Annotated in this window: 22 protein-coding genes; 11 read left to right on the top strand and 11 right to left on the bottom strand. The window is 65.9% G+C overall.

Annotated elements, in window-relative coordinates; genetic code table 11:
- Positions 1 to 41 precede the first annotated feature (41 nt).
- The 3 genes from tig (at position 42) to clpX (ending at position 3560) form a co-directional block, all read left to right on the top strand.
- Positions 42 to 1541: a trigger factor gene (gene tig, locus GXP39_06800; GenBank protein ID NOZ27746.1), complete on the top strand. Its 1500-nt coding sequence runs from the start codon at positions 42 to 44 to the stop codon at positions 1539 to 1541.
- Between the two features lie 65 nt (positions 1542 to 1606).
- Positions 1607 to 2269: an ATP-dependent Clp protease proteolytic subunit gene (locus GXP39_06795; protein ID NOZ27745.1), complete on the top strand. Its 663-nt coding sequence runs from the start codon at positions 1607 to 1609 to the stop codon at positions 2267 to 2269.
- A gap of 1 nt (position 2270) precedes the next feature.
- On the top strand, positions 2271 to 3560 hold the full coding sequence (clpX, locus tag GXP39_06790; GenBank protein NOZ27744.1) for an ATP-dependent Clp protease ATP-binding subunit ClpX: 1290 nt from the start codon (positions 2271 to 2273) through the stop codon (positions 3558 to 3560).
- Between the two features lie 72 nt (positions 3561 to 3632).
- On the opposite strand, the gene GXP39_06785 is transcribed toward clpX, so the two are convergent.
- Complete coding sequence (locus GXP39_06785) at positions 3633 to 4247, bottom strand: MBL fold metallo-hydrolase (GenBank protein ID NOZ27743.1); 615 nt, start codon at positions 4245 to 4247, stop codon at positions 3633 to 3635.
- Positions 4248 to 4380: 133 nt separating this feature from the next.
- On the opposite strand from GXP39_06785, the gene GXP39_06780 reads away from it, so the two are divergent.
- The 6 genes from GXP39_06780 (at position 4381) to GXP39_06755 (ending at position 9731) form a co-directional block, all read left to right on the top strand.
- Positions 4381 to 5244, top strand: a complete 864-nt coding sequence (locus GXP39_06780) for a solute-binding protein (protein ID NOZ27742.1) — start codon at positions 4381 to 4383, stop codon at positions 5242 to 5244.
- A gap of 547 nt (positions 5245 to 5791) precedes the next feature.
- The gene (locus GXP39_06775; GenBank protein NOZ27741.1) at positions 5792 to 6499 is read left to right on the top strand and encodes an ABC transporter permease subunit; all 708 of its coding nucleotides are present in this window, start codon (positions 5792 to 5794) and stop codon (positions 6497 to 6499) included.
- Positions 6480 to 7232 carry a phosphate ABC transporter ATP-binding protein gene (locus tag GXP39_06770; GenBank protein ID NOZ27740.1) on the top strand — a complete coding sequence of 251 codons (753 nt, stop codon included), beginning with the start codon at positions 6480 to 6482 and terminating at the stop codon, positions 7230 to 7232. Before GXP39_06775 ends, GXP39_06770 begins: the two co-directional genes overlap by 20 nt.
- A complete protein-coding gene (gene moaC, locus GXP39_06765; protein NOZ27739.1) occupies positions 7232 to 7723 on the top strand; it encodes a cyclic pyranopterin monophosphate synthase MoaC in 492 nt (163 codons plus the stop codon). Before GXP39_06770 ends, moaC begins: the two co-directional genes overlap by 1 nt.
- Before the next feature lie 10 nt (positions 7724 to 7733).
- Complete coding sequence (locus tag GXP39_06760) at positions 7734 to 8450, top strand: MoaD family protein (protein ID NOZ27738.1); 717 nt, start codon at positions 7734 to 7736, stop codon at positions 8448 to 8450.
- A 276-nt stretch (positions 8451 to 8726) separates the two neighbouring features.
- Positions 8727 to 9731 carry an inorganic phosphate transporter gene (locus GXP39_06755; GenBank protein NOZ27737.1) on the top strand — a complete coding sequence of 335 codons (1005 nt, stop codon included), beginning with the start codon at positions 8727 to 8729 and terminating at the stop codon, positions 9729 to 9731.
- A 58-nt stretch (positions 9732 to 9789) separates the two neighbouring features.
- On the opposite strand, the gene GXP39_06750 is transcribed toward GXP39_06755, so the two are convergent.
- The 4 genes from GXP39_06750 to rplU form a co-directional block, all read right to left on the bottom strand.
- Entirely contained in the window at positions 9790 to 10410 is a 621-nt protein-coding gene (locus tag GXP39_06750; protein NOZ27736.1) for a thymidine kinase, read from the bottom strand.
- A gap of 120 nt (positions 10411 to 10530) precedes the next feature.
- Positions 10531 to 10884 (bottom strand): 50S ribosomal protein L31, encoded by a 354-nt coding sequence (gene rpmE / locus GXP39_06745; protein ID NOZ27735.1) that lies wholly within the window; start codon positions 10882 to 10884, stop codon positions 10531 to 10533.
- A 23-nt stretch (positions 10885 to 10907) separates the two neighbouring features.
- Entirely contained in the window at positions 10908 to 11171 is a 264-nt protein-coding gene (gene rpmA / locus GXP39_06740; protein NOZ27734.1) for a 50S ribosomal protein L27, read from the bottom strand.
- A gap of 29 nt (positions 11172 to 11200) precedes the next feature.
- Positions 11201 to 11512: a 50S ribosomal protein L21 gene (rplU, locus tag GXP39_06735; GenBank protein ID NOZ27733.1), complete on the bottom strand. Its 312-nt coding sequence runs from the start codon at positions 11510 to 11512 to the stop codon at positions 11201 to 11203.
- 542 nt (positions 11513 to 12054) lie between these two features.
- Between rplU and GXP39_06730 the strand changes: the two genes are divergently transcribed.
- Together GXP39_06730 and GXP39_06725 are read left to right on the top strand one after the other, a co-directional pair.
- Positions 12055 to 12636 carry a hypothetical protein gene (locus tag GXP39_06730; protein NOZ27732.1) on the top strand — a complete coding sequence of 194 codons (582 nt, stop codon included), beginning with the start codon at positions 12055 to 12057 and terminating at the stop codon, positions 12634 to 12636.
- Between the two features lie 43 nt (positions 12637 to 12679).
- Positions 12680 to 13996 carry a thymidine phosphorylase gene (locus GXP39_06725; protein NOZ27731.1) on the top strand — a complete coding sequence of 439 codons (1317 nt, stop codon included), beginning with the start codon at positions 12680 to 12682 and terminating at the stop codon, positions 13994 to 13996.
- A 6-nt stretch (positions 13997 to 14002) separates the two neighbouring features.
- Here GXP39_06725 and GXP39_06720 read toward each other — a convergent pair whose 3' ends face one another.
- The 6 genes from GXP39_06720 to alaS form a co-directional block, all read right to left on the bottom strand.
- Complete coding sequence (locus GXP39_06720; protein NOZ27730.1) at positions 14003 to 15283, bottom strand: glycosyltransferase family 4 protein; 1281 nt, start codon at positions 15281 to 15283, stop codon at positions 14003 to 14005.
- Positions 15225 to 16367, bottom strand: a complete 1143-nt coding sequence (locus tag GXP39_06715) for an ABC transporter substrate-binding protein (GenBank protein NOZ27729.1) — start codon at positions 16365 to 16367, stop codon at positions 15225 to 15227. The genes GXP39_06720 and GXP39_06715 overlap by 59 nt, the downstream gene beginning before the upstream one ends.
- A 1-nt stretch (position 16368) precedes the next feature.
- Positions 16369 to 17628 carry an endolytic transglycosylase MltG gene (gene mltG / locus GXP39_06710; protein ID NOZ27728.1) on the bottom strand — a complete coding sequence of 420 codons (1260 nt, stop codon included), beginning with the start codon at positions 17626 to 17628 and terminating at the stop codon, positions 16369 to 16371.
- Between the two features lies 1 nt (position 17629).
- The gene (gene ruvX / locus GXP39_06705) at positions 17630 to 18073 is read right to left on the bottom strand and encodes a Holliday junction resolvase RuvX (protein NOZ27727.1); all 444 of its coding nucleotides are present in this window, start codon (positions 18071 to 18073) and stop codon (positions 17630 to 17632) included.
- Positions 18074 to 18084: 11 nt separating this feature from the next.
- Entirely contained in the window at positions 18085 to 19668 is a 1584-nt protein-coding gene (locus GXP39_06700; GenBank protein NOZ27726.1) for a hypothetical protein, read from the bottom strand.
- A 70-nt stretch (positions 19669 to 19738) separates the two neighbouring features.
- Positions 19739 to 22459 (bottom strand): alanine--tRNA ligase, encoded by a 2721-nt coding sequence (gene alaS, locus GXP39_06695; protein ID NOZ27725.1) that lies wholly within the window; start codon positions 22457 to 22459, stop codon positions 19739 to 19741.
- Positions 22460 to 23076: the final 617 nt, after the last annotated feature.

Below are 23076 nucleotides of genomic sequence, written 5' to 3'. Positions count from 1 at the left end.
GAGATTGTCGGCAAACCTTGAAAAGGAGTAAGAGGCGTCACGTGAAAGTTTCGACGGAGCAACTGGACAACTGTCAAGTCGCTTTGACGATTGAAGTTGAGCCGGAACGCGTGGAGAAGTTCTTGCGTCGCGGCGCGCGGCGGCTGGCCAGCCAGATTCGCATTCCCGGCTTTCGTAAGGGGAAGGCCCCTTATCATGTTGTGGTTTCCATGGTGGGCAAGGATGCGATTTACAACGAGATCCTGGAGGATCTGGTCAACGAGGCATATCAGGAGGCTTTGTCCCAGACCGAGTTGGAGCCCATCGCCCAGGCGGAGCTAGAGGATCTGCAGCTGGAGCCGTTGGTGATCCGGATGCGCGTGCCTCTGCCGCCGGAGGTGAAGCTGGGTGACTATCGATCCATCCGCGTGGAGCGGGAGGAGATCGAGGTCTCCGACGAAGAGGTGGATGAGATCCTCGAGGAGTTGCGTGAGTCACGAGCGCGATGGCAGGAGGTGGATCGCCCTGCCCAGTATGGCGACCTGCTGACCGTGGATATCAAGGGCACGGTGGATGATGAGACCCTCATCGATCAGACCGACTGGGACTTCATCCCGTCGGAGGACGCGGACACGGAGATCATCCCCGGATTCGACGCGGCCTTCATCGGCATGAAGCCGGGCGAGACGCGTGAGTTCACCCTGCGTTATCCCGCGGACGCGGAGTCTCGATGGGCCGGCAAGGAGGCCCATTTCGTCGCCACCCTGAAGAAGGTGCAGGAGCGGGAGACCATTGAGCTCAACGATGAGTTCGCCGCATCCGTGGGCGATTTCCAGTCGTTGGAGGACCTGCGTCGGAGCATTCGTGAGGGGCTGAAGCGCGAGCGGGAGATAGAGGCTCGCTCCGAGGATATCGAGAAGGTCCTGGACGCCCTGGTCGAGGCCGCCGAGGTGGTGGAATATCCTCCCGTGCTGCTTGAGCGGGAGATCGATGACATCCTCCAGGAGCAGGACCGGCAGCTGCGCATGCGCGGCATGAGCCTGGACGATTACCTGAAGTTGAATCAGACGTCGCGCGAGGAGTACCGTGAGAGCCTGCGCCCTCAAGCGGAGCGGCGCCTGGTGCGGAATCTGCTCCTGGGGGCCGTGGCGGAGGCCGAGGGGATCACCGTAGAGCCGGAGGAGATCGAGGCCGAGATCGAGCGGATCGTGCAGTCGATGGAGGGGGGAGATCGAGAGGGTGTGCGTCACCTCTTCCGGACGGCGGCCGGCCGGCGGATGATCTTCGACGACCTGATGACCCAGAAGACGCTCCAGCGCCTGTTGGCCATCGCCCGGGGCGAGGCGGATGAGGAAGAGCCGGAAGCGGAGGGCGAAGAGGCTCAGGAGTCGGCGGAAGCCGACGCGGCGGAGGAGGGGGCCGAGGAGCCCTCGGAGACGCAGGAGTCGGATAGCGCGCAGCCATCGGCGGAGGCCGACGAGCCCGTTGAGCAGGAGGCGGAGGAGGGGATGGAAGCCCCTTCGGCGGAGGAAGAGGAGTCCGCCGAGCAGGCGGCGGAGTAGCCGCGCGGGGGCGATGCGCTGCCGATGGCATTGCGCAAAAGGGATAAGAGAAGGTGAGGAGTTGTATGTCAAGGGATACGATCATGAGACCTGAATCTTTGATACCGATGGTGATTGAGCAGACCGGACGGGGGGAGCGCGCTTATGACATTTACTCCCTCCTCCTGAAGGAGCGTATTATCTTCCTGGGTACCCCCATCACCGATCAGATCGCGAACCTGGTGGTGGCTCAGTTGCTTTTCCTCGATCGTGAGGATCCGGATCGGGATATCCAGCTGTACATCAACTCCCCTGGGGGGGAGATCTACCCGGGCCTCGCGATCTATGATACGATGCAGATGATCAGCGCGCCGGTGTCCACCTTTGCGGTGGGGTGGACGGCCAGCATGGGCACCGTGCTCCTGGCCGCGGGCGCCAAGGGGAAGCGGTATGCGTTGCCCCACGCCACGATTCACATGCATTCCGCCATGGGCGGCGCGCGAGGCTCCGCTCCGGACGTGCAGATCCAGCTGAACGAGTTGATGCGAATGCAGAACCTGTTGCAGCGGCTTCTGGCCCGCCATACGGGGCAGCCATTGGAGCGTATCCAGCGCGACTTCGAGCGGGATTACTTCATGGACGCCCGCGGCGCCCTGGAGTATGGCATCATTGACCATGTCGTCGGCGAGGCGCCGGAATCCGCATCGGAGGACGGCCAGGACGCGGCAGAGGGCGATGAGGAACGATAGGATGGACGGACAAGACACCGAAGCTCTGCGACGTTGCTCCTTCTGCTACCGCAGCGAGGACGAGGTACAGCGGCTGATCGCCGGCCCAGAGGGCGTGTTCATCTGTGATGAATGCGTCGTGTTGTGCCAGGAGATCCTGGAGGAGGACGGTATCCGGTTGGGGGCCAAGCCCGTGGTCTGGGAACGGATCCTCCAGCCCAAGGAGATCGTGGAGAAGCTGGACGAGTACGTGGTAGGGCAGGAGCGGGCTAAGAAGGTCCTCTCCGTCGCGGTGTACAACCATTACAAACGGATCGCTTCCGGGCAGAATCACTCCGATGTGGAGCTGCAGAAGAGCAATATCCTGCTCCTGGGGCCCACCGGGTGTGGCAAGACGCTATTGGCGCAGACGCTGGCGCGTATCCTGGACGTGCCCATCACCATAGCGGATGCGACCACCTTGACCGAGGCCGGGTACGTGGGCGAGGACGTGGAGAATATCCTGCTTCGCCTGCTCCAGGCCGCGGATTGGGACGTGGCCCGGGCCGAGATGGGGATCGTCTACATCGACGAGATCGACAAGATCGCTCGAAAGTCCGGCGACAACCCCTCCATCACTCGCGACGTCTCCGGCGAGGGGGTTCAGCAGGCGCTGCTCAAGATCATCGAGGGCACGGTGGCCAACGTCCCGCCGCAAGGGGGACGTAAGCATCCGGAGCAGGACTTCATCCAGATCAACACGCAGAACATCCTGTTCATTTGTGGCGGCGCGTTTGAAGGGCTGGACAAGATCGTCGCCCGCCGCATCGGCGCGAAGGGGCAGGTGGGGTTCGGCCGTCAGAGGCGCTTCCGGAACGCGGAGGAGGCCAAGGCCGCGTTGCTGCGCCAGGTGGCGCCGGAGGACCTGTTGGAGTACGGCCTGATCCCCGAATTCGTGGGGCGGCTTCCCGTCATCGTCAGCCTGGAGCCGTTGGATAAGGATGCCCTGATCGCCATCCTCACGGAGCCCAAGAACGCCGTGGTGAAGCAGTTCGAGCGCCTGTTCAACCTGGACGGCGTGGAGCTGGTCTTCACCCAGGACGCCCTGGAGGCCACGGCGGAGGAGGCGATGAAGCGGAAGACGGGGGCTCGTGGCCTGCGCACCATCATCGAGGAGGCGTTGTTGGATGTGATGTACGAGATCCCATCACGCCCTGAGATCGTGCGCTGCGTCGTCAACGCGGACACGATCCTGCGAAAGGTGCCTCCCTTGTTATTGACGCAGGCGGATCGTCCGGCCCCTCAGGATCGGGAGTTGCGCGAGAGCGCCTGAGCAGTCTCACGGGTTTCGTGAAATCGGGTTGGGTGTGGAAAGGGGCAGGTCGAAACCTGCCCCTTCTCGCGATCACCGCTCCGGCTGAAGGATCCGCACGGGTACAGGGCATCGTTCCTGGAAGCGTCGGGCGTCCGCCTCAGAGCCGACGATCTCACCATAGTGCATGGGGATCGCCAGCTTGGGACGGAGCCGTCCGGCCAGCTCCGCCGCCTGGTCGGCGTCCATGACGTACTTGCCGCTCACCGGCAACAGGGCCACGTCGACCTGCAGTCCATCCATCTCCGGGATGGGGTCGGTATCGCCGGTGTGGTAGATGCGCTCGCCTTCCAGGGTGACGATGTATCCCACGTGTCCCGCCTGCTTCGGGTGGAACGGCTTCCCGATGTTGTAGGCGGGGACGACCTCCACCGGTACGCCGTTCAGCTCCAGCCTGTCGCCCGGCTTGACGATGGTGACCGGGGGCTGAAGTTGGGCGGCCGCGGCGCCCGGTGCCGCCACCACGGTCCCCGGCGATCGGATCCTGGCCACGTCGTCCGGCGAGCAGTGGTCATAATGTTCATGGGTGATCAGGATCACGTCTGCCGGCGGGGCTCCCTTCGGCAGCTTCCATGGATCGATGTAGACGATCTTCTCCCCCTCCAGTCGAAAGGCGTCATGTCCCAGCCAATGGATTTGGGCCGCCATAGATCCCTCCTTCGCTTGCTCTGCTGATCCATCTATCCGGATAGTGTGCCCTTTCCCGATGGGGTTATCGCAGGGAGGCTTTGTGGGGCGCATTTTCAGTATAGCATAGCGTCGGACATTCAAGGAGGATATCATGCGAATTGTCTTGTCCACCTTGCTGATGGGTCTCTTCTTCCTCACGGCGTGCGTGCCGCCTGCGACACCGGTGGCATCCCCCGAGCGCCACGACAGTCGGCTGGTGCTGGCCACCACCACCAGCACAGCGGACTCCGGCCTCCTGGACGCTATCCTCCCCGATTTCGAGGCCCGGTACGGGGCCCAGGTGGATGTCATCGCCGTCGGGACTGGCCAGGCGCTCCAGATGGGGAAGGCCGGCGATGCGGATGTGCTCCTGGTGCACGCTCGCTCGGCCGAGGAGGCATTTGTGGCCGAAGGACACGGCGCCTTTCGCAAGGACGTGATGTACAACGACTTCATCATCGTGGGACCGCCGGATGACCCGGCCGGGGTTCGCGGCATGAAGGACGCGGTCGCGGCCTTGCGAAAGATCGCCGAGGCGCAGGCGCCCTTTGTGTCTCGCGGTGATGATTCGGGAACGCACAAGAAGGAGAAGGCGCTGTGGAAGGAGGCGGCCATCGAGCCGCAGGGGGATTGGTACGTCTCCGCAGGCCAGGGCATGGGGGCCGTGTTGACGATGGCCAACGAGATGCAGGCCTATACCCTGACGGATCGAGGCACGTACCTGGCCCGGAAGGATACCCCGCCCGGGCTGTCCCTGGAGATCATGGTGGAGGGAGATTCCCGTCTGTTCAACCCCTATGGCGTGATCCCGGTGAATCCGGAGAAGCATCCCGGTGTCAACTATGACCTGGCGGTCAAGTTCGTCGAGTGGTTGACCTCCGTGGAGACGCAGGAGAAGATCTCCCAATTCGGCCTCGATCGCTTTGGCCAGCCGTTGTTCTACCCCGATTCGGAGGAGTGGCGCAATCGCAAGTGAGCTCCGGGGGAGACTCCGGCTCTCGGCCCTTTCCGAAGGATCTGGGTCGAGGCCGGGCAGGTCGAGGGTGGAGGCAGGACTTTCTCCGGAGGGTTTCCGCCCCTCCGGGCCTCCCCATAGCGGAAGTGCCGGCGTTTCTCGGAGTGTGTCTGAAAAACACACCACGAAGCCACTAAGAGCGTGTCTGAAAGTTTACCGGCACGGTGTCTGAGGGTCTCCCTCAACTACCAGCTCTACAGGGGGAGGTGTGGAGGGGAGATCCCCTCCACGGAAACCTCTTTTTTCCTGCCTGCACCTGCCTTTCTCGGCCCTTTCCGAAGGGCCCAGGCCGGGGCCAGGCAGGTTGAAGGCAGAAGAAGGGCTTTTTCCGGAAGGGCGGAAGCTCCTCCGAAGAACTCTATTTTCAGGCCCTCACCCACACCCTCGAACACGCTCTGCGACGTGGGGAATCGCCGCGTGGGGTGGTCTTGGCATGCGTCGGGCCGCATGCTATAATCCAGGCCACCCCGGAGCGGGCCTCCCCGCCATGAACGAGGATGGATAACGGATGGAGATCATCACTCGGGGTTTTCAACAGGCGCTTTCCCTGATCGCTCAGGGCGACCCCACCCTGTTGCAGATCGTTCGCCTGTCCCTGGGGGTCAGCGGTGTGGCCCTGCTGTTCAGCACGATCATCGGCATCCCGCTGGGGAGTTGGCTGGCCCTCTATGACTTCCCGGGTCGCCGGTTGATCATCGCGTTGCTCTACACCGGGATGGGATTGCCGCCGGTGGTCGTCGGCCTGTTCGTCTATCTGCTGCTGTCCCGCAGCGGCCCCCTGGGCGATCTGAGGTGGCTGTTCACCCCACAGGCGATGATCCTGGCCCAGGTCATCATCGCCACGCCGTTGGTGGCCGGGCTCACGATGGCGGCCGTGATGGGCGTGGATCCAGCCGTGCGCCTGCAGGCTCTGTCGTTGGGGGCCACGACCCGCCAGGCCACCGCGACGATCCTGCGCGAGGCGCGGGTGGGGGTCGTGGTGTCCGTGATCGCCGGCTTTGGGGGGATCATCTCCGAGGTAGGCGCCGTGATGATGGTCGGGGGGAACGTCGCCGGGCGCACGCGGGTGCTGACCACGGCGATTGTGTTGGAGACCCGGCGGGGGGACTTCGCCCTGGCGATCGCGCTGAGCCTGGTGTTGCTGGGGCTGTCCTTCCTCGCCAACGCGACCATGTTGCAATTGCAAGGCCGGCTGAATGCAAGATTGTCGCGCTGACCCGACGCGAGAGATCGCTTATCGCCTGGAAGGCTTGGAGAAACGGTACGGGGGCCGCACGGTGCTGCGCGTGCCGGCTCTCGACATCTATCAGGGAGAGTTGTTCGTCCTGGTCGGGCCCAGCGGGGCGGGCAAGAGCACGCTGCTTCGTCTCCTGAATTTCCTGGAGCGGCCCGATCGGGGCACGATCACCTTCCGATCGCTGGTATCCAACGGGCGCAACCCGGTGCCGTTGGCGGCACGGCGCCAGGTCACGATGGTCTTTCAGCGGCCGGTGCTCTTTCGGGGCAGCGTGTACGACAATGTCGCCTATGGGCTTCGGCTGAGGAGGCAGCCGCTGGAGCCGGTGGTCAGCGAGACGTTGGAACGTCTAGGCCTGAGCGACCTGGCGCGCATGTCCGTGCAGACCCTCTCCGGCGGGGAGGCGCAGCGGGTCGCGTTGGGGCGTGCGCTGGTGATCCGGCCGCAGGTGTTGCTGCTGGACGAGCCGACCGCGAATCTGGATCCGGCGAACGTGGCTTTGATCGAGGAGATCATCGCCGGCGTGAATCGGGAGCAGGGGACGACGGTGGTGCTGGTGACGCACAACGTTTTCCAGGCCCGTCGGCTGGCGGACCGAGCCGGGCTGTTGCTGGACGGTCACCTGATCGAGGTGGCTCCGGTGGAGGCGTTCTTCGAGGCGCCGCGAGATCCTCGCACGGCGGCGTTCGTCCGGGGGGAGATGGTCTACTGATGGGCGAACTCACGCATTTGGATGAGCAGGGTCGGGCTCGCATGGTCGATGTGGGGGGCAAGCCGGAGACGGAGCGGGAGGCGATCGCTCGCGGGGAGGTGCGGATGCGCCCGGAGACCCTCCGGTTGATCCGCGAGGGGGATCTGCCCAAAGGCGATGTGTTGGCCACCGCCCGGATCGCGGGGATCATGGCGGCCAAACGCACGTCGGAGTGGATCCCGCTCTGCCATCCGCTGTCGCTCTCCTATGTGGGCCTGGACTTCGCGCTGGATGAGGAGAGGAGCCGGGTGGTCATCACGGCCACCGTGCGTTGTCGGGGAAGGACCGGTGTGGAGATGGAGGCGTTGACCGCCGTGAGCGCGGCCGCGCTGACGATTTATGATATGGCGAAAGCCGTGGAACGGGGCATGGTGATCGGCGAGATCCGTTTGCTGGCGAAGCGGGGAGGGAAGAGTGGGGACTGGCATGCCGGGACAGAAGATGAATGGTGAGGAGAGAAGGATCCGGGTCACCGTTCGGTTCTTCGCCTCGCTCAGGGAGCGGATTGGGAAGGACGGCCTGGCATGGGAACTGGCCGCCGGTGCCTCTCTGGGGGACCTGGTCGACGCGTTGGATCGGGCCTATCCGGAGGCCGGGATCGGCTGGCGTGGGTTGCATCTGGCCGTGAATCGCCGATACGCCTCACCTGACGTCCGGCTCCAGGATGGAGATGAGGTTGCGATCTTCCCTCCGGTGAGCGGCGGGTCTCCCCCAGGATCCCATGACGTATACGAGTTGACCACGGAGCCGCTATCGTTGGACGCCTTAATGCGGCGGATCGCCTTGCCCTCGTGCGGGGCGGTCGCCGTCTTCATCGGGGTCGTTCGGGATCACACAGGGGATCGCCAGGTCGATCACCTGGAGTACGAGGCGTATCCGGGCATGGCGGAGGAGATGCTGGCTCAGATCGGGCGGGAGATCCGGGAGCGCTGGCCGTCCATCCAGGCGGTGGGGATCCAGCATCGGCTGGGAAGGCTGGAGATCGGCGAGGCGTCGGTGATCATCGCCGTGTTGGCGCCCCATCGCCCGGAGGTGTTCGACGCCTGCCGGTACGCCATCGAGCGGATTAAGGCCATCGTGCCCATCTGGAAGAAGGAGGTCTGGGCCGATGGCGAGAGCTGGATCGAGGGGCCGCATGGGATGGACGGAAGCCGTCCCGGTCCCGAGGATCATGCGTGACCCCCGGATCGAGGCGGAAGGGCGGTCCCGCTTTCGGAGCGTGTCGGAGGAACCCCGTTGTTCCTGCGTGAGGAGGCCCGGAGGGCGGAGTCCCTCCGGGAATCGCCTTTTTTCCGCCTTTGACCTGTCCGGTGAATTTTCAAACGCGCTCTCGGACGGCCGATGATGTGAGCGACAGGGTAACGGCGGGGGCCTGACCGGTCCTCGTTTGCCTCGGCCGGAAGATCGAGGCGGTTTGATGCACCATAATGATTCCTTTCTTGTCTTGGGGTGGATATGTCCATAGAGGTCCTGGCGGGTGGATTGGTGGCGGTCGCTCTCGTGTTCGCCTTCCTGAACGGGCTGCACGATAGCAGTAACATCGTGGCCACGATCATCTCCTCGCGTGCCATGAGCCCACGCAAGGCGTTGACGCTGACGGCCATCGCGGAGTTCTGTGGGCCGTTCCTGCTGGGCGTGGCTGTGGCGCGCACCATCGGGAGCGAGGTCGTCGCGCCGGAGTCCATTCAATTCGCCGTGATCATGGCGGGGATGCTGGCGGCGATCGTGTGGAACGTGGTTACCTGGCTGGCGGGGATCCCGTCCAGCACCTCCCACGCCCTGGTCGGTGGCCTGGTCGGCGCGGCCGCCATGGCGAAGGGGCCGCATGTGATCCAGGTGACGGGGTTGGAGAAGATCCTGATCGCCCTGTTCGTGGCTCCCCTGGTCAGCCTGCTCGTGGGGTATCTGGCCATGAAGACGATCTTGTTCCTGTCCCGTGGCGCCACGCCGCGCATCAATGCCTTCTTTCGGCGCGCCCAGACGGTAACGGCTGTGGCCCTGGCGCTGAGTCATGGCTCCAATGATGCGCAGAAGACGGCGGGCATCATCGTGCTGGGGCTGATCACCCTGGGGCTCCAGGATAGCTTCTACATCCCGATGTGGGTGTTGGCCGCCAGCGCTGGTGGGCTCGCCCTGGGGACGGGCGTTGGGGGATGGCGCATCATCCGCACCATCGGCGGACGCTTTTACAAGATCCGGCCGGTACACGGCTTCACGGCCCAGGTCAGCTCAGCCCTGGTGGTGGCTGTGGCCTCCTGGATGGGTGGACCCGTCAGCACCACGCACGTGGTCAGTTCGTCGATCCTGGGCATCGGTGCCGCCCAGCGGGTCTCGCAGGTGCGCTGGGGGGTGGCCCGGGAGATCGCGCTGGCGTGGCTGCTGACCATCCCGCTGACCGGGTTGCTCGCCGCGGGGTTCTACCTGGGGCTACGCTATCTGGGCCTGGATATGGTCTTCTAGATTGGGCCTTTCGGGTGGCGGAGGACATTGTCTGCCGCCACCCATCCCAAGATGGAGCTTATGGTTCTGGGTCCCCGTTGGATTTCTCCTGGTCCCTCTGCCCGAGCACTTCATGGCAGTGGCGACAGCGGGCCTCATACACCTCATTGGCCCCCACCAGGATCGTGGGATCATCGTAGCGGGCCGGGCGGCCGTCGATGATCCGTTGGGTGCGGGAGGCTTCGCCGCCGCAGCGGACGCAGATCGCGTGCAGTTTGTCCACGTACTCCGCCTGGGCCATCAGGAGGGGCACGGGGCCGAACGGCTCGCCGCGGAAGTCCATGTCCAGCCCGGCGCAGATCACCCGGATCCCGCGATCGGCCAGCTCATTGCACACGTCGGCGATGGTCCAGTCGAAGAACTGCACCTCATCGATGGCGACGACGGTGGTATCCGGGTCTAGCCGCTCCAGGATCTCGGCGGCAGTGTGCACGACGACGACGTTCTCCCGCGCCATGCCGTTGTGGGAGGCGATGCGGGCGATCCCGTATCGGTCGTCCAGGAAGGGCTTGAAGAGCTGGACCTTCTGACGGGCGATCTCGGCTCGCCGCACCCGGCGCAGCAGCTCCTCGGTCTTCCCGCTGAACATGCTGCCGCAGATCAGCTCGATCCATCCGGTGTGTGGGTGTATGTGCGGCATACGTCCTCCTTCAGAGGCGTGGAACAGAAAGAGAGGGCAGAATCGATCTCTGCCCTCTCATCTCGTTCGTCAGCATCGTCTTGCCACCCTGCCCTCGTTGCAGGGCGATACAACTACCGGTTATTCCTGTTCCGCCTGGGCCGATTCCGCCGCCTTGCGCGCCAACTCGGCGGCCTTCTCCGGGCTCTCGCCGCGCCGCCGGGCGCGACGCTCGGCTTCCTTGACGGCCGCCTGTGCCTCGGCCTGAGCCTTCCGGGCAGCCACGCGCTGATCCCGCGCCTCCAGGCGGCGCATGAATCGCTCCACCTGGCCGGCCGTGTCCACGATGCGCTGCTCTCCGGTGAAGAACGGATGGCACTGGGAGCACACGTCCGTGCGGATCTCCTCCACCGTGGCACCTACGGTCCAGGTGTTGCCACAAGCGCAGATCACCCGCGCGTTGGGATACCATTTCGGATGAATATTTTTACGCATAAAACCGGTCCTCCGTCTGAGGCCTAAGCCACGCGCTGGGGATACACGCTCACGCGCTTCTGCCTGCGGGAATGTGGCTCGAACTTCACGTAGCCGTCGATGGTGGCGAAGATGGTGTAATCGCTCCCCAGACCTACGTTCTTCCCCGGCTTGATCTTCGTGCCGCGCTGGCGCACCAGGATGCTGCCGGCGGTCACGAACTCCCCATCAAAGCGCTTCACACCCAGGCGCTTGGACTTGCTATCTCGACCGTTGCGGCTGGAGCCGCCACCCTTTTTGTGTGCCATCTCTCACCCCTCCGTCTGCAATCCCACGCTCACACTTCAATCGCATCGATCTGCAATCGCGTGAACGGCTGGCGATGCCCCTTCTTCCGTCGGTACCGTTGCGCCGCCCGATATCGGAACACGATCACCTTGCGACGCCGATCCTGATCGAGCACGCGGGCCCGGACGGTCGCGCCTTCCACCAGCGGCTGGCCGACCCGCACGTTCTCCCCATCGGAGACCAGCAGCACGCGATCGAACGTGACCTCTTCTCCTACGGGCACGTCCAGCTTCTCGACTTCGATCGTCTCTCCCGGGCTCACGCGGTATTGTTTCCCGCCCGTCTCGATGATTGCATACATGAGATTATGCCTCCCGTACCGCGTCTGGAGGTCCCAGAACTTTGTGCTGGCGGTACATGTTCGGTTCAAGTTGGATCTTGACGCGGTAAGCAGGCGGCCACCGGGCCAGCCTGCCCACGGATGGGCATTATACCCGTCCTGTTCCCGCTTGTCAAACTGGGATCATCGGCGTTGGACCGGGCGCCCACGCCTTGGTATCAAGTTAAGCGATGCGGGAGCGTGGCCCCGCATCTCTGGGGTGGCTCGGAGGGACGGTAGCCCCTCCGAAGAATTTTACTTTCAGCCCCTCACCTGCCCTGTGGGGCCGGAGGCCACCGGCCAAAGCCCCAACCAGGCAGGGAAAAGGCGACGGCGGGGGCCTCGCTCATGCTGTTCAGTTGATGCGAATAGGACAAGCAGGCTGGGCTCCCATGCCCGACCCTTTCTGGGGCACAGTTGGGCGCCAATGCCGCTGAGGGGGGCGGCCTGGGCGTTCCCGTCCCCCATATTCCCCCTTTCCGTCCCGCTCCGTGCGTGTTATACTGAAATCGGGAGGTGGAGCGATGACGGATCAGGAGCGGGAGGGACGACCGCGTATCTACACCGAGATCACTCGGAGCGCCATCCTCCACGTGGAGGACGCGTTGGATATCGGCAAATTGCGGTTGTTGCTCTTCCAGTACGAGCGGGGGAAGGGCGCTCAGGCGCGGGTGGATCATTATCTGGATGTGGAGGACGCCCGCGTGCTCTGCTTTGATCTGGCGCGGGGCCACCTGCCCGAGTCGTTCGTCGATTACAAAGGCACGCCTCACGGGCGGGAGGGCAAGCCGCTGAGTCGTGTGCTGCGGATCGAGGACCGGGGCAGGCGTACCCGCCAGCCGATCGTCATCGAGATCAGCCACGGACCGGGCGAGATCATCGGCGAGGGAGCCGTCAAGCCGGCCGGCGAGCCAGATGTGCGCATCGCCATTCTGCTCACCCGCTGGCAGGCGCGACGCCTGGCGCTGGCCGTGGCGGGTTACATCCAGGCGTGGGAGGTGGCCGCCCGGCTGCAGGGTCGTCCGGCGACGTCCCGAGTCGCCGAGGAGCCGGATGTGCCCTACCAGGCGGAGGAACTGCCACCCGACGCGGATATATGGCTGTAGCGCTCCGCCACCGTTCCCCAATCCCCATTTCAGAGGACATACGATGCGCGTTGTGGAGATCATCGAGAGGAAACGGGATGGCGTGGAGCTGTCCACGGATGAGATCGAGTATTTCGTGCGGGGCTACACGGCCGGGGACATCCCCGACTATCAGGCCGCCGCGCTATGCATGGCCATCTACTTCCAGGGCATGACGCCCCGGGAGACGGCCGACCTCACCCTGGCCATGGCCTATTCCGGGGAGACGCTGGACCTGCACGACATCGCCCCCTTCGTCGTGGATAAGCATTCCTCCGGCGGGGTGGGTGACAAGACGACGCTGGTCGTCGGCCCCATCGTCGCCGCCTGCGGGCTGCCTGTGGGCAAGATGTCCGGTCGCGGGCTGGCCTTCTCCGGCGGCACGTTGGATAAGCTGGAATCCATCCCCGGCTTCCGGGCCGATCTGGCCATCGAGGAGTTTCGACGCCAACTGCGGGAGGTGGGCCTGGTGGTGGCCGGGCAGACCCACGATCTGGCCCCTGCCGACGGCAAGCTCTATGCCCTGCGGGACGTCACCGGCACCGTGCCCGCCGTCCCGCTCATCGCCTCGTCCATCATGTCCAAGAAGATCGCCGCCGGGGCGGATGCCATCGTCCTGGATGTGAAGGTGGGATCGGGCACCTTCATGAAGACGCTGGACCAGGCGCAGGCGCTGGCCCGGTTGATGGTGGAGATCGGCGTTCGCTTGGGGCGGCGGATGACGGCCGTGATCAGTGATATGTCCCAGCCGTTGGGCCGCGCGGTGGGCAACGCGTTGGAGGTGATCGAGGCCATCGAGACGCTGCGCGGCGGTGGCCCGGCGGACTTTCGGGAGCACGTGCTGACCGTGTCCGCGGAGATGCTGGCCATGCGGCGAGGGGATGCCGGGGAGCCGGACGAGGAACGCGTTCAGGCGGAGCAGGCGCTGGATAGCGGGGAGGCGTGGCGGAAGTTTCGGGAGTTCGTGGCGGCGCAGGGTGGGGACGTGGCCGCCGTGGAGGACCCGACCCGGTTGCCGCGGGCGGCGCGGGTGGAGCCTTTCCCGGCGCCGACGGCCGGCTACGTGCAGGCCATCGACGCGGCCGCCATCGGCATGGCGGTGGTGGACCTGGGGGGCGGCCGCGAGAAGAAGGGGGATCCCATCGATCCGGCGGTGGGCGTGATCATGCGCGCCCGCATTGGCGATCGGGTGGAAGCCGGACAGCCTCTGTGCGAGATCCACGCCGACGATGGGGAGCGGCTGGCGCAGGCCCGGGCGCGCCTCGCCTCGGCGTTCACCATCGGCCCGGAGCCCGTGGAGCCGCCGCCGTTGATCCACCAGGTGCTGCGGGCGAGGCCGTAGCCGCCGTTACCAGTCCACGTGGCGGCGTTCCTCCACGACTCGCTTGTACACATCCACCGTCAGCCCGGCGATACGGTCCCAGTTGTATAGCTCGAGCACCATCCGGTAGGCGTTCTCCGCGCGCTGTCGCGCCCAATCGGGCCGGGAGAGCGTGTGCACGATGCCCCATGCCAGCGAGTCCGGGTTGTCCGGATAGACGGTGATCCCCGTCTCCGCGTGCTTCACCACCTCCTTCAGCCCTCCCACCTCGGAGACGACCACCGGGCACTTCGCGGCCATCGCCTCCAGCGCCACGATCCCGAACGGCTCGTAGAGCGAGGGGAAGACGGCGCAATCGGCCAGGTGGAACAGGCGGTTGCGGTCCTCGTCGGAGATGAAGCCGGCGAACAGGATCTTCTCCCCCACGCCCAGCTCCCAGGCGCGATGACGGAGCTGCTCAACCATCGGCCCGCGGCCCGCGATCACGAACTTGGCCGCCGGCGTCTGCGCCAGCACCTTGGGCGCCGCCTCCACCAGCACGTGGACTCCCTTCTCGTACACCACCCTTCCCACGTTGAAGACGATCTGCTCGTCGGGTAGGGCGTACATGGCCCGGAATCCCCGCAGGTCCTCCTGGGCGACTCGCTGGAAGGGGGTGGGATCCACGCCGTTGGGGATGACGTCGATCTTATCAGCCGGGCAGCCGAAGAACTCCCGGATCTCGCCCGCCATGTACTCCGAGCAGGCGATCACCCGCCATGCCTCATAGGTCAGCCACCACTCCACATGATGGATGGCCCGGGAGAGGTCGCCGTTGAGGTGCCCGCGGCCGCGCCCCTTCTCCGTCGCGTGGATGGTCGCGATCAGAGGCGTCTTGTGAGTGCGCTTCAATGCGTTGCCGGCGAAGGCCATCAGCCAGTCATGGGCGTGGATCAGGTCGAAGCCGCCGAGCTCGCGCCACAGCCGCTCCGCGTATCCCTCGATCTCCAGGTTGGTTTGCCAGGCGGTGGTGTAGATATCCCCGTTCCCCGGGGGCGGATCGATGCGATGGATCACCACACGCCCCAGGGTCTCCGTCGGATCCCCGCCGGCCCAACGCGGGGTCAACAGATGGATCTCCACATCCTCGCGCCGGGCCATAGCCGGCAACAGCTCCATCACGTGCTTGCCCAGTCCACCCACGACATGGGGGGGGTATTCCCATGAAAGCATCAGAACGCGCACGGTTGCATCTCCTCCTCGATGATCCTCATGGCACCGGCCCAAACCGCTGTCCGCCGATGATCTGATACAGGTGCACCGGGGCATACAGCCAGCTTCCGTTCGCATCGAAGGCGATGGAGCCGCTGAGCCCGTCCCAATGAGTCGCCCCTACCGCGGCCACTACACCCTCTCGCGTGGGCCTCGCCCGGCGCGTGATGTCCCAGGCGATGGCGTCCAGCAACACGTTGGTCGCGTCGTACACCAGAGCTGCCTCCGGTCCGGGCGGCCCTCCTGCCATTTCCTGGTAGCCCAGGACGAAGGCGTCCGGCCACACGGCGGGTTGCAGGCTGGTCGCCCACACCAGCCCCATGGCCGAGGACCCTGCCCGTTGCAGGACCACGGCCTCCGCCGACTCCGGCCCCCCGACGATCGGACCCTGGTAGATCGCCCGATCCAGCGACCGCAGCGCATCGGCGACCTGCTCCGGGTCTCCCCCCAGGGCGACGGTCGTGTGCGTGGGCTTGGACGCGCCGGGGGAAGGGCGCCAGGAGATCCCCCTCTGCTCTGCGGCCTCCTGTAGCGGCCGCGAGAACGGGCCCTCCTGGGCGATCCATATCCTCCCATCCCCTCCGGGTGTCTCCCGGGCCCACGTCACCAGCGCCTCCGCCAGCGCCTGATCCGAGGCGAAGAGGCGGAACGCATTCGGATAAGCCTGCACCACCCCATCGGGGACGGAGACCGGCGCGATCCAGGCCAGCCCTGCCTCCGCCAGCAGGGGCGCGGCCGCGGCGGCCGTCGTGCGGCTGAACGGGCCGATCACCCCCATCACGTCCGGGTCCACCGCCAGCTTGCGCGCCTGTAGAGCGGCCTCCTCCGGGTCCCCGTCGTCGTTCAGGGCGACCAGCATGACCCCATAGCCGGCAACGCCGCCCGCGGCGTTGCGCTCGCGCAGCGCCAGCTTGACCGCGTACAGGGCGGCGTAGCCTCGCGGCCGGTAAAGCCCTTCGAATGGGGCGATCATCCCGATCTTGATGATGGGGGGTGTCGAGCGGGGAAGCGTGCAGCCGGCCAGGAGCAGCGAGATCAGCACGAGCGCGAGCAGATATCGACGCCCTCTGCGAGGAGGGGGGCCGGCGGCCCATCGCACGCGTCGAACCGATGCCTCCCGCTGATGATCCGGCTGATCCACGTTACTGCCCCTGGTAGCGCTTGATGTTGGCCTTGTGTTCCTCTAGCGTGCGGGCGAATACGTGGCCGCCATCGCCCGTGGCGACGAAGTAGAGGTAGTCCGTCTCGGCCGGCCGGATGACGGCCTCGATGGCCGAGAGCCCGGGGCTACAGATGGGGCCCGGCGGCAACCCGGGGTTCAGGTAGGTGTTATAGGGCGAGACGACGCTGCTGTACTCCTCCAGCGTCACCGGGCTCTTCCACCACTGGCCCGTGTCCGGCTGGTATCCCATGGCGTACTGCACGGTGGGATCGGCGTTCAGGTACATGCCCTTCTCCAACCGGTTCAGGTAAACGCTGGCGATGATGGGGCGCTCCTCGGGCAGCGCGGCCTCCCTCTCGACGATGGAGGCCAGCGTGAGCACGGTGTACAGGGAGAGGCCGCGATTGGCCGCCTCCTGCCGCAGCTCCGGCGTCACCCGGCGGTCGAAGTTGTCCAGGAAGATGCGCAGGATCTCGGCGGGCTGGGCGTGCATGGGGAAACGGTACGTGTCGGGGAACAGGTACCCCTCCAGGGAAGCCCCCGTTGGCCGGTCGGCGAGGAAGTCATAGTTGCCCAGTCCGGCGCTCACCGGGTCGCCGCTGCGCACCAGCGCCAGGAACGCGTCGCCGTCCGTGACCTCCGATTGCTCCAGCAGCTCCGCCACCTCCTCCGCCCGCAGCCCCTCCTGCACGGTGACGACGACCTCCCGGGCGCGGGCCTGCTGGAGGGCCTGGGCGATCTCCGGGATCGTCATCCCGGGGGATAGCTCGAACTCGCCCGCCTCCAATTTGGCGTCGATTCCCTCGTGTCGGATGTAGAGTCGGAACAGGTCGGCGTCGGTGATGAGCCCCTCCTGCTCGAGCCGATCCGCGATCTGCGTGGCCGTCTCACCGGGGGCCACCGTGAAGCGGACGACGGCGTCCGTCTCCGCCGCCGGGCGCAGCAGATCGGCCTCCCGGAACCGCAGGTACAGCTCGATGGCGTAGTCCTCGATCGTCTCCAACGTCAGCGGGCGCGGGCCGCCAGCACGAGCGAGCGCCTGATAGCGCTCCAGGGTCGGTTTGTCCTCCCATTGCTCTCGCAGGTGCGCCCAGGCGATGGCCCCCGAGCCGGCGACGGTGCCGATGGTCAGGACGAAGATGAAAACGCGCAGGATCAGCCCCAAGGTGGCAAAGGGGCGGGGAGAAGTGGAAGACGAATCCGTGAGGCGCGATGGCCCCGAAGGAACTCGCATGGACATCTCAACCTCGATCCGGATCGGGAGGCTCGGGCAACAGAGCCGGGCCCCTGCGGGCGTCCAGCCACTCCTGGAGGATGACCGCGGCCGCGGCGGCGTCCAGGCCCGCGCGCGCCGAGCTGCCGGTGGCGCGCAGCCGCTCGCTGGCGATCTGGGTGGACAGGCGCTCGTCCCACAGCTCCACCGGAGGGCCGGACGGCCCCAGGGCCTCCTTCAGCCGTTGGGCGAATCGCTCGCTGATCTGGGCCTGCTCGCTCGCGCTGCCGTCCATGTGAAGCGGATATCCCACGATGATGCGCTTGACGCCGCGCTCCTGTACGATCTGTTCAATGGCGGCCAGGTCCTTGGCCCACGAGCGGCGCGTCAGGGTGGTCACCGGCGTGGCCACAACGCCTAGTGGGTCGGAGATGGCCACCCCGATGCGGCGCTCTCCCACGTCCAATGCCATCACGGGCCCGATCATCGCGACCAGTCCACCTCCACCCGGATGCGGAAGGGGACCCACGGCACCCGGCCGAGCCAGCTGGGCTTCAGCTGCAGCTCCGGCGGGGCGGCCAGCGGCCATTCCCTCATCAACGTCTCCCGGGCCTCGTCCAGCGGCAGCCCGGCGATGGCTGCCCGTACCGCCGCCCGATCGATATCGCTCACCACCTCGCCGGTCGCCGTGAGCGAGTACATCACCCGGTCCCCGCGCACGGTCACCGGCCCCTGCTGGTAACGCACGCTATCGGCCAGGAGGCGCGCCCGTTCGGGGATCTGGTCCTGCATGACCCGGAGGGCGATCTGCTTTCCGGCCTCCCCGTCGACGGCGACGCCGCGCGCCAGTACGCGCAGGCGCAGTCCCAGCGTGTCGGCCGGATCGTCCACGAAGTGGTCGAACGTCTCCGCCAGGATCAACGTCACGATGGACTCTCGGGGGAGGAACTCCCCCTCCTCCAGCAGCTCGCTGAGGCGCTGGTAGGCCGTCTGCTGGACCTGTTGCAGTACCGCCTGTCGCAGGCGATCCTTGTCCGCGTTGGTGACGACGTTGACCTGGCGAACGCTACCGCCGGTGGTCGGCTTCTCGTTGATCACCCGGAGGACGGGGGATAGCGGGCCATCGACCAGGGTGATGGTGCCGCTGCGCACGTTGCCCGCAGGCCCGGGGTCCACCGCCTCGATGGGGACCTCCACCTTCGCCCCGATCCCCGCCGGGAGCGTCCCAGTCACCGTGGTGCGGAAGCGCACATTGGTCCCCGTGGAGGTTCGCACCACCGTTCCAGCTGGGATCTCCAGGGAGGCCGTCTGCCGGTTGATGAACACCACGGAGCCCGTCGCTCGTTGGTCCGGTGCGTCTCGCCGCCCGGTGGTGGGCAGAGAGCCGTTGCCCTCGATCTGGATCTCCACCCACCGGGCCGGGATCAGTCGCAGGTTGGCATCCGGGTAGTCCACGCCCGTCGTCGCCGTTAGGTCCACGGTGATCGCCGAGGTCTGGCGGGCCGGCACCAGCGTCACGTGGGCGACGGGCACGATCAACGCCGCGGTCAGGAGGATCAGCGATGTCAGCGCCGCCAGCAGCAGGGTGAGCCCCACGACCTCACCCCAGGCGGGGACGCGGCGTGATCGCGCCTGGGCGATCACGCGGGCGCGCTCCTCCACGCGCTGCGCGCGCCAGCGCGTCAGCTTGGCGCGCTGGTCCTTGCGTGGATCCTCCGGCAGGTGGCCATCAGGCGGGGGGATCGGCAACGATTCGATCTGGGCGGCCTCCTCGGGGGAGTAGAAGGTGGGGAGGCCCTCCTCTTGAGCCAGCCGCCGCATGGCCGGGTTGTCGGTGACCAACGCCACGCGCAGCCGTCGTCGGGCCGCGCGGCGACGGATCAGGCGCAGCCGTACCGGGTTGGCCCAGGAGCGACTGTTCGCGGGCAACACCAGGATCACGGCTGGGTCGCGGATCGTGTCCAGCCGGGCCAACAGGCCGGGTAATTGCCAATCGTCCGTCAGGTGGATGATCTGTGTCATGTCCCCCAAAGCGAAGGGAAGCCGCAGCACCTCGAAAGGGGCCACGGCTTCGTCCGTTCGCCGGAAATTCCGATCCCTTTCAGCTGGATATGGGGCCCATTCCCTCGGCCGCCGCTCAAGAGCCGGCGTGCAGCTTGCGTTCCACCCATTGCGGGACCAGTCGCAGCGCCTCGTGCATCCGGCTGAGGTCCTTGCCCCCGGCCTGAGCCAGCGTGGGCCGGCCGCCTCCGCCTCCGCCGACGGCCTCGGCGACGACCTTCACGATCTGCCCTGCGTGGAACCCGCGCTCCACCAGGTCGGGCGTGACGGCGGCCACGAAGCTGGGCCGATTGCCGATGGCCGCGCCCAAAACGATCACGCCCGAGCCCATGCGCTCGCGGAACCAGTCGCTCATCCGTCGCATGGTCTCCATGTCGTCCGCGTCGACGGGCACGGCCAGCACTTTCACGCCGTCAATGTCCTGCACCTGCTGGAGCAGCGACTCGAATTCTCGGAGGGCCAGGGCCTGTCGCAACCGGGTGACCTCCTTCTGCAGGCTCTGGACCTGATCCAGCAGGTTGAGCACCTTCCGATCGACCTCCTCGTCCTGGCATCCCAGGAAGGTGGCCGTCCGATGGAGCAGGGCCAGCTGTCGCTGGACCAGCCGGTGGGCCCAGCGCCCGGTGACCGCTTCGATGCGGCGCACGCCCGCGCCCACGCTGCCCTCGGATAGAATATGGAAGAAGCCGATCTCGGATGTGTTGTTCACGTGTGTGCCGCCGCACAGCTCCTGGCTGAGCGGTTCATCTGCGGGACCGACCCGGATGACGCGCACCTCCTCGCCGTATTTCTCACCGAAGAGGGCGATGACGCCCTCGTTCACGGCCTGTCGATACGTCGTCCAGCGGGCCTCCACCGGGTATGCGGCCAGGATGGCGTCGTTCACCCCTTGCTCGATGGCCGCCAGCTCCTCCTCCGTCAGCATGGCGCCGTGGGTAAAGTCGAAGCGCAGCCGGTCCGGAGCGACCAGCGAGCCCGCCTGATGGACGTGTTCGCCCAGCACCCGGCGGAGCGCGGCATGGAGCAGGTGGGTGGCGGTGTGGTTGCGCATGATGTCCCGCCGACGCTCCTGGTCGATGGACGCCCGCGCCAGGTCTCCCACGCGCACGGTGCCCTCCTCCACCTCGCCGACGTGGACGATCAGGCCGGGGACCGGCTGGCGCGCCTCGTCGACGCGCACCTTCCATACCGGGTCGCCGTGCTCGTCATACTGCGCGATGACGCCCGTGTCGGACACCTGCCCGCCGCTTTCCACGTAGAAGGGCGTCTTGGGCAGCACGATCTCCACCGCTTCCCCGGCGCGGGCCAGGGAGACGGATTGCGAGTCTTTGAGGATGGCCAGGACCGGCGCCTCGACCTCGCTGGTCTCGTAGCAGAGGTGCTGGACCGTGCCCTCGGGCAGCAGGCCGGCCGAGCGCAGCTCCTCCAACACGCTCAGATATCGGGCGGCCCGATCTTCCTGGTCCGCTGTGAACCGGGAGGCAGCCCGGGCCCGCTCGCGCTGCTCCGCCATCGCCCGCTGGTAGCCCGCCTCGTCGATGGTCAGCCCGTGCTCGCGAGCCACGTCCCGGGTCAGGTCCAGGGGAAAGCCGTAGGTATCGTACAGTCGGAAGGCCGCCTCGCCGGGCAGCACCTTCGTCTCCTGCACTTTGGGGTCGGCGATCAACTCCTCCAGGACGGCGAGCCCGGTGGCGAGCGTCTGCGAGAAGCGCTCCTCCTCCGCGGTGATCGTCTTATAAATGAAGGCCGCCCGCTCGTGTAGCTCGTGATAGTGGTGCCCCATGATCTCGATGACCTTCTCGGCGATCTTGGCCAGGAACGGCCCCTCGAAGCCGGCTTTGTAGCCGTATCGGGCGGCGCGTCGCAGGATCAGGCGAAGCACGTACCCCCGCCCCTCGCTGCTGGGGATCACCCCATCGCCCACCAGAAAGGTCACGGCCCGTCCGTGATCGGCGATCACCCGGTAGGCGACCTGTTTTTGGGCGGCTTCCTCGTCGCTGTCGCCCAACAGCGCCTGGATGTGGGCCAGGATCGGCGTGAACAGATCCGTCTCGTAGTTGGAGCGCTTGTTCTGCACCACGGATGTGATGCGCTCCAATCCCATGCCGGTATCGACGCCCGGCCTCGGCAATGGGGTGCGGGTCCCGTCAGCCCCTTGGTTGTATTGCATGAAGACCAGGTTCCAGATCTCCAGCCAGCGGTCGCATCCGTTGTCCAGTGCCACGCTACAGTTGGGATCCCCGCAGGTGCACGCCTCTGGCCCCCAATCGTAGTGGATCTCCGAGGTGGGACCGCAGGGACCGGTGTCGCCCATCATCCAGAAGTTCGTCTTCTCCCCCATGCGATAGACCCGTTCGGCCGGCACGCCGATCTCCTCGGTCCAGACGCGAAAGGCCTCGTCGTCGTCCTCATACACGGTGTATACCAGCCGCTCGGGATCGACGCCATAGACCTGCGTGACGACCTCGTAGGCGTAGTGGATGGCCTCTCGTTTGAAGTAGTCGCCGAAGGAGAAGTTGCCCAGCATCTCGAAGAACGTGTGATGGCGGGGTGAGGGGCCCACGTTCTCCAGGTCGTTGTGCTTTCCCGAGACGCGCATGCACTTCTGAACCGAGGTGGCCCGGGTGTACGGCCGGCGCTCCAGCCCCAGGAATACGTCCTTGAACTGCACCATACCGGCGTTGGTAAACAGCAGGGTGGGGTCACCCACCGGGATCAGGGATGAGCTCTCCACGACGGTGTGGCCGTGTTGGGCGAAGTAGTCCAGAAAGCGTTGTCGGATTTCTTGACTGGTCATCGTCATGGGTACCGAACTCCTGGCCGTAGCGAAAGGGTTTCTTGGGCATGGGACTGACGCGGATTGTAAGGCAACTCTAGACAAAAGTCAAAGACATTCCGGTGATGACCATGATAAGAACGTCCCTGCGGGTCGTGCATCTTTTCCGGTGGAAATACGGTGGGGAGCTTTGAGGGGCTGCGCCCCTCAAAAGAAATCTCCCAGTTTCCGCCCCTCACCTGCCTCGCCTGGCCTTGCCCACCCGAATCAGGCCGGGAAAGGGCAGATGCAAGGCGGAAGAGAGGATATGCTGGCGAAGGGAGGCCCCTCCGCACCTTCCCTGTGGGCTTGCAATGGGCCTGGCGAGGTTTCCACACATTTTGGATACACTACCCTCTGCAGGGCTTTTTCAAAGTCAGTGATGGAAATCGGGGTGGTAGGAACACCCCGCGTGTCGCCCGACGCAAGAGATTCCCCTGATCATCGGCCGCGGGAAAACGGCCCTCATCCCCCAAACCCCCTTCTCCCGAGCCCGGGAGAAGGGGGCTTGTGTCGTCCTGATATAGGTTTACAAAGAAAGGGGGAGTTTGCTAACATAGTCGTATACTAACACGTCCACACCAAGGAGATCAGGATGA

The organism is Chloroflexota bacterium (genome assembly GCA_013152435.1).
GTDB lineage: Bacteria > Chloroflexota > Anaerolineae > DUEN01 > DUEN01 > DUEN01.
This window is presented reverse-complemented; position numbering and strand designations above follow the sequence as displayed.

Bases quoted from the DNA above. Each gene is read 5' to 3' on its own strand.
- GXP39_06795 (NOZ27745.1), top strand. From the start codon at position 1,607: ATGTCAAGGGATACGATCATGAGACCTGAATCTTTGATACCGATGGTG.
- clpX (NOZ27744.1), top strand. From the start codon at position 2,271: ATGGACGGACAAGACACCGAAGCTCTGCGACGTTGCTCCTTCTGCTAC.
- GXP39_06785 (NOZ27743.1), bottom strand. From the start codon at position 4,247: ATGGCGGCCCAAATCCATTGGCTGGGACATGACGCCTTTCGACTGGAG.
- GXP39_06780 (NOZ27742.1), top strand. From the start codon at position 4,381: ATGCGAATTGTCTTGTCCACCTTGCTGATGGGTCTCTTCTTCCTCACG.
- GXP39_06775 (NOZ27741.1), top strand. From the start codon at position 5,792: ATGGAGATCATCACTCGGGGTTTTCAACAGGCGCTTTCCCTGATCGCT.
- GXP39_06770 (NOZ27740.1), top strand. From the start codon at position 6,480: ATGCAAGATTGTCGCGCTGACCCGACGCGAGAGATCGCTTATCGCCTG.
- moaC (NOZ27739.1), top strand. From the start codon at position 7,232: ATGGGCGAACTCACGCATTTGGATGAGCAGGGTCGGGCTCGCATGGTC.
- GXP39_06755 (NOZ27737.1), top strand. From the start codon at position 8,727: ATGTCCATAGAGGTCCTGGCGGGTGGATTGGTGGCGGTCGCTCTCGTG.
- GXP39_06750 (NOZ27736.1), bottom strand. From the start codon at position 10,410: ATGCCGCACATACACCCACACACCGGATGGATCGAGCTGATCTGCGGC.
- rpmE (NOZ27735.1), bottom strand. From the start codon at position 10,884: ATGCGTAAAAATATTCATCCGAAATGGTATCCCAACGCGCGGGTGATC.
- rpmA (NOZ27734.1), bottom strand. From the start codon at position 11,171: ATGGCACACAAAAAGGGTGGCGGCTCCAGCCGCAACGGTCGAGATAGC.
- rplU (NOZ27733.1), bottom strand. From the start codon at position 11,512: ATGTATGCAATCATCGAGACGGGCGGGAAACAATACCGCGTGAGCCCG.
- GXP39_06730 (NOZ27732.1), top strand. From the start codon at position 12,055: ATGACGGATCAGGAGCGGGAGGGACGACCGCGTATCTACACCGAGATC.
- GXP39_06725 (NOZ27731.1), top strand. From the start codon at position 12,680: ATGCGCGTTGTGGAGATCATCGAGAGGAAACGGGATGGCGTGGAGCTG.
- GXP39_06720 (NOZ27730.1), bottom strand. From the start codon at position 15,283: ATGCCCCGGTGCACCTGTATCAGATCATCGGCGGACAGCGGTTTGGGC.
- mltG (NOZ27728.1), bottom strand. From the start codon at position 17,628: ATGTCCATGCGAGTTCCTTCGGGGCCATCGCGCCTCACGGATTCGTCT.
- ruvX (NOZ27727.1), bottom strand. From the start codon at position 18,073: ATGGCATTGGACGTGGGAGAGCGCCGCATCGGGGTGGCCATCTCCGAC.
- alaS (NOZ27725.1), bottom strand. From the start codon at position 22,459: ATGACCAGTCAAGAAATCCGACAACGCTTTCTGGACTACTTCGCCCAA.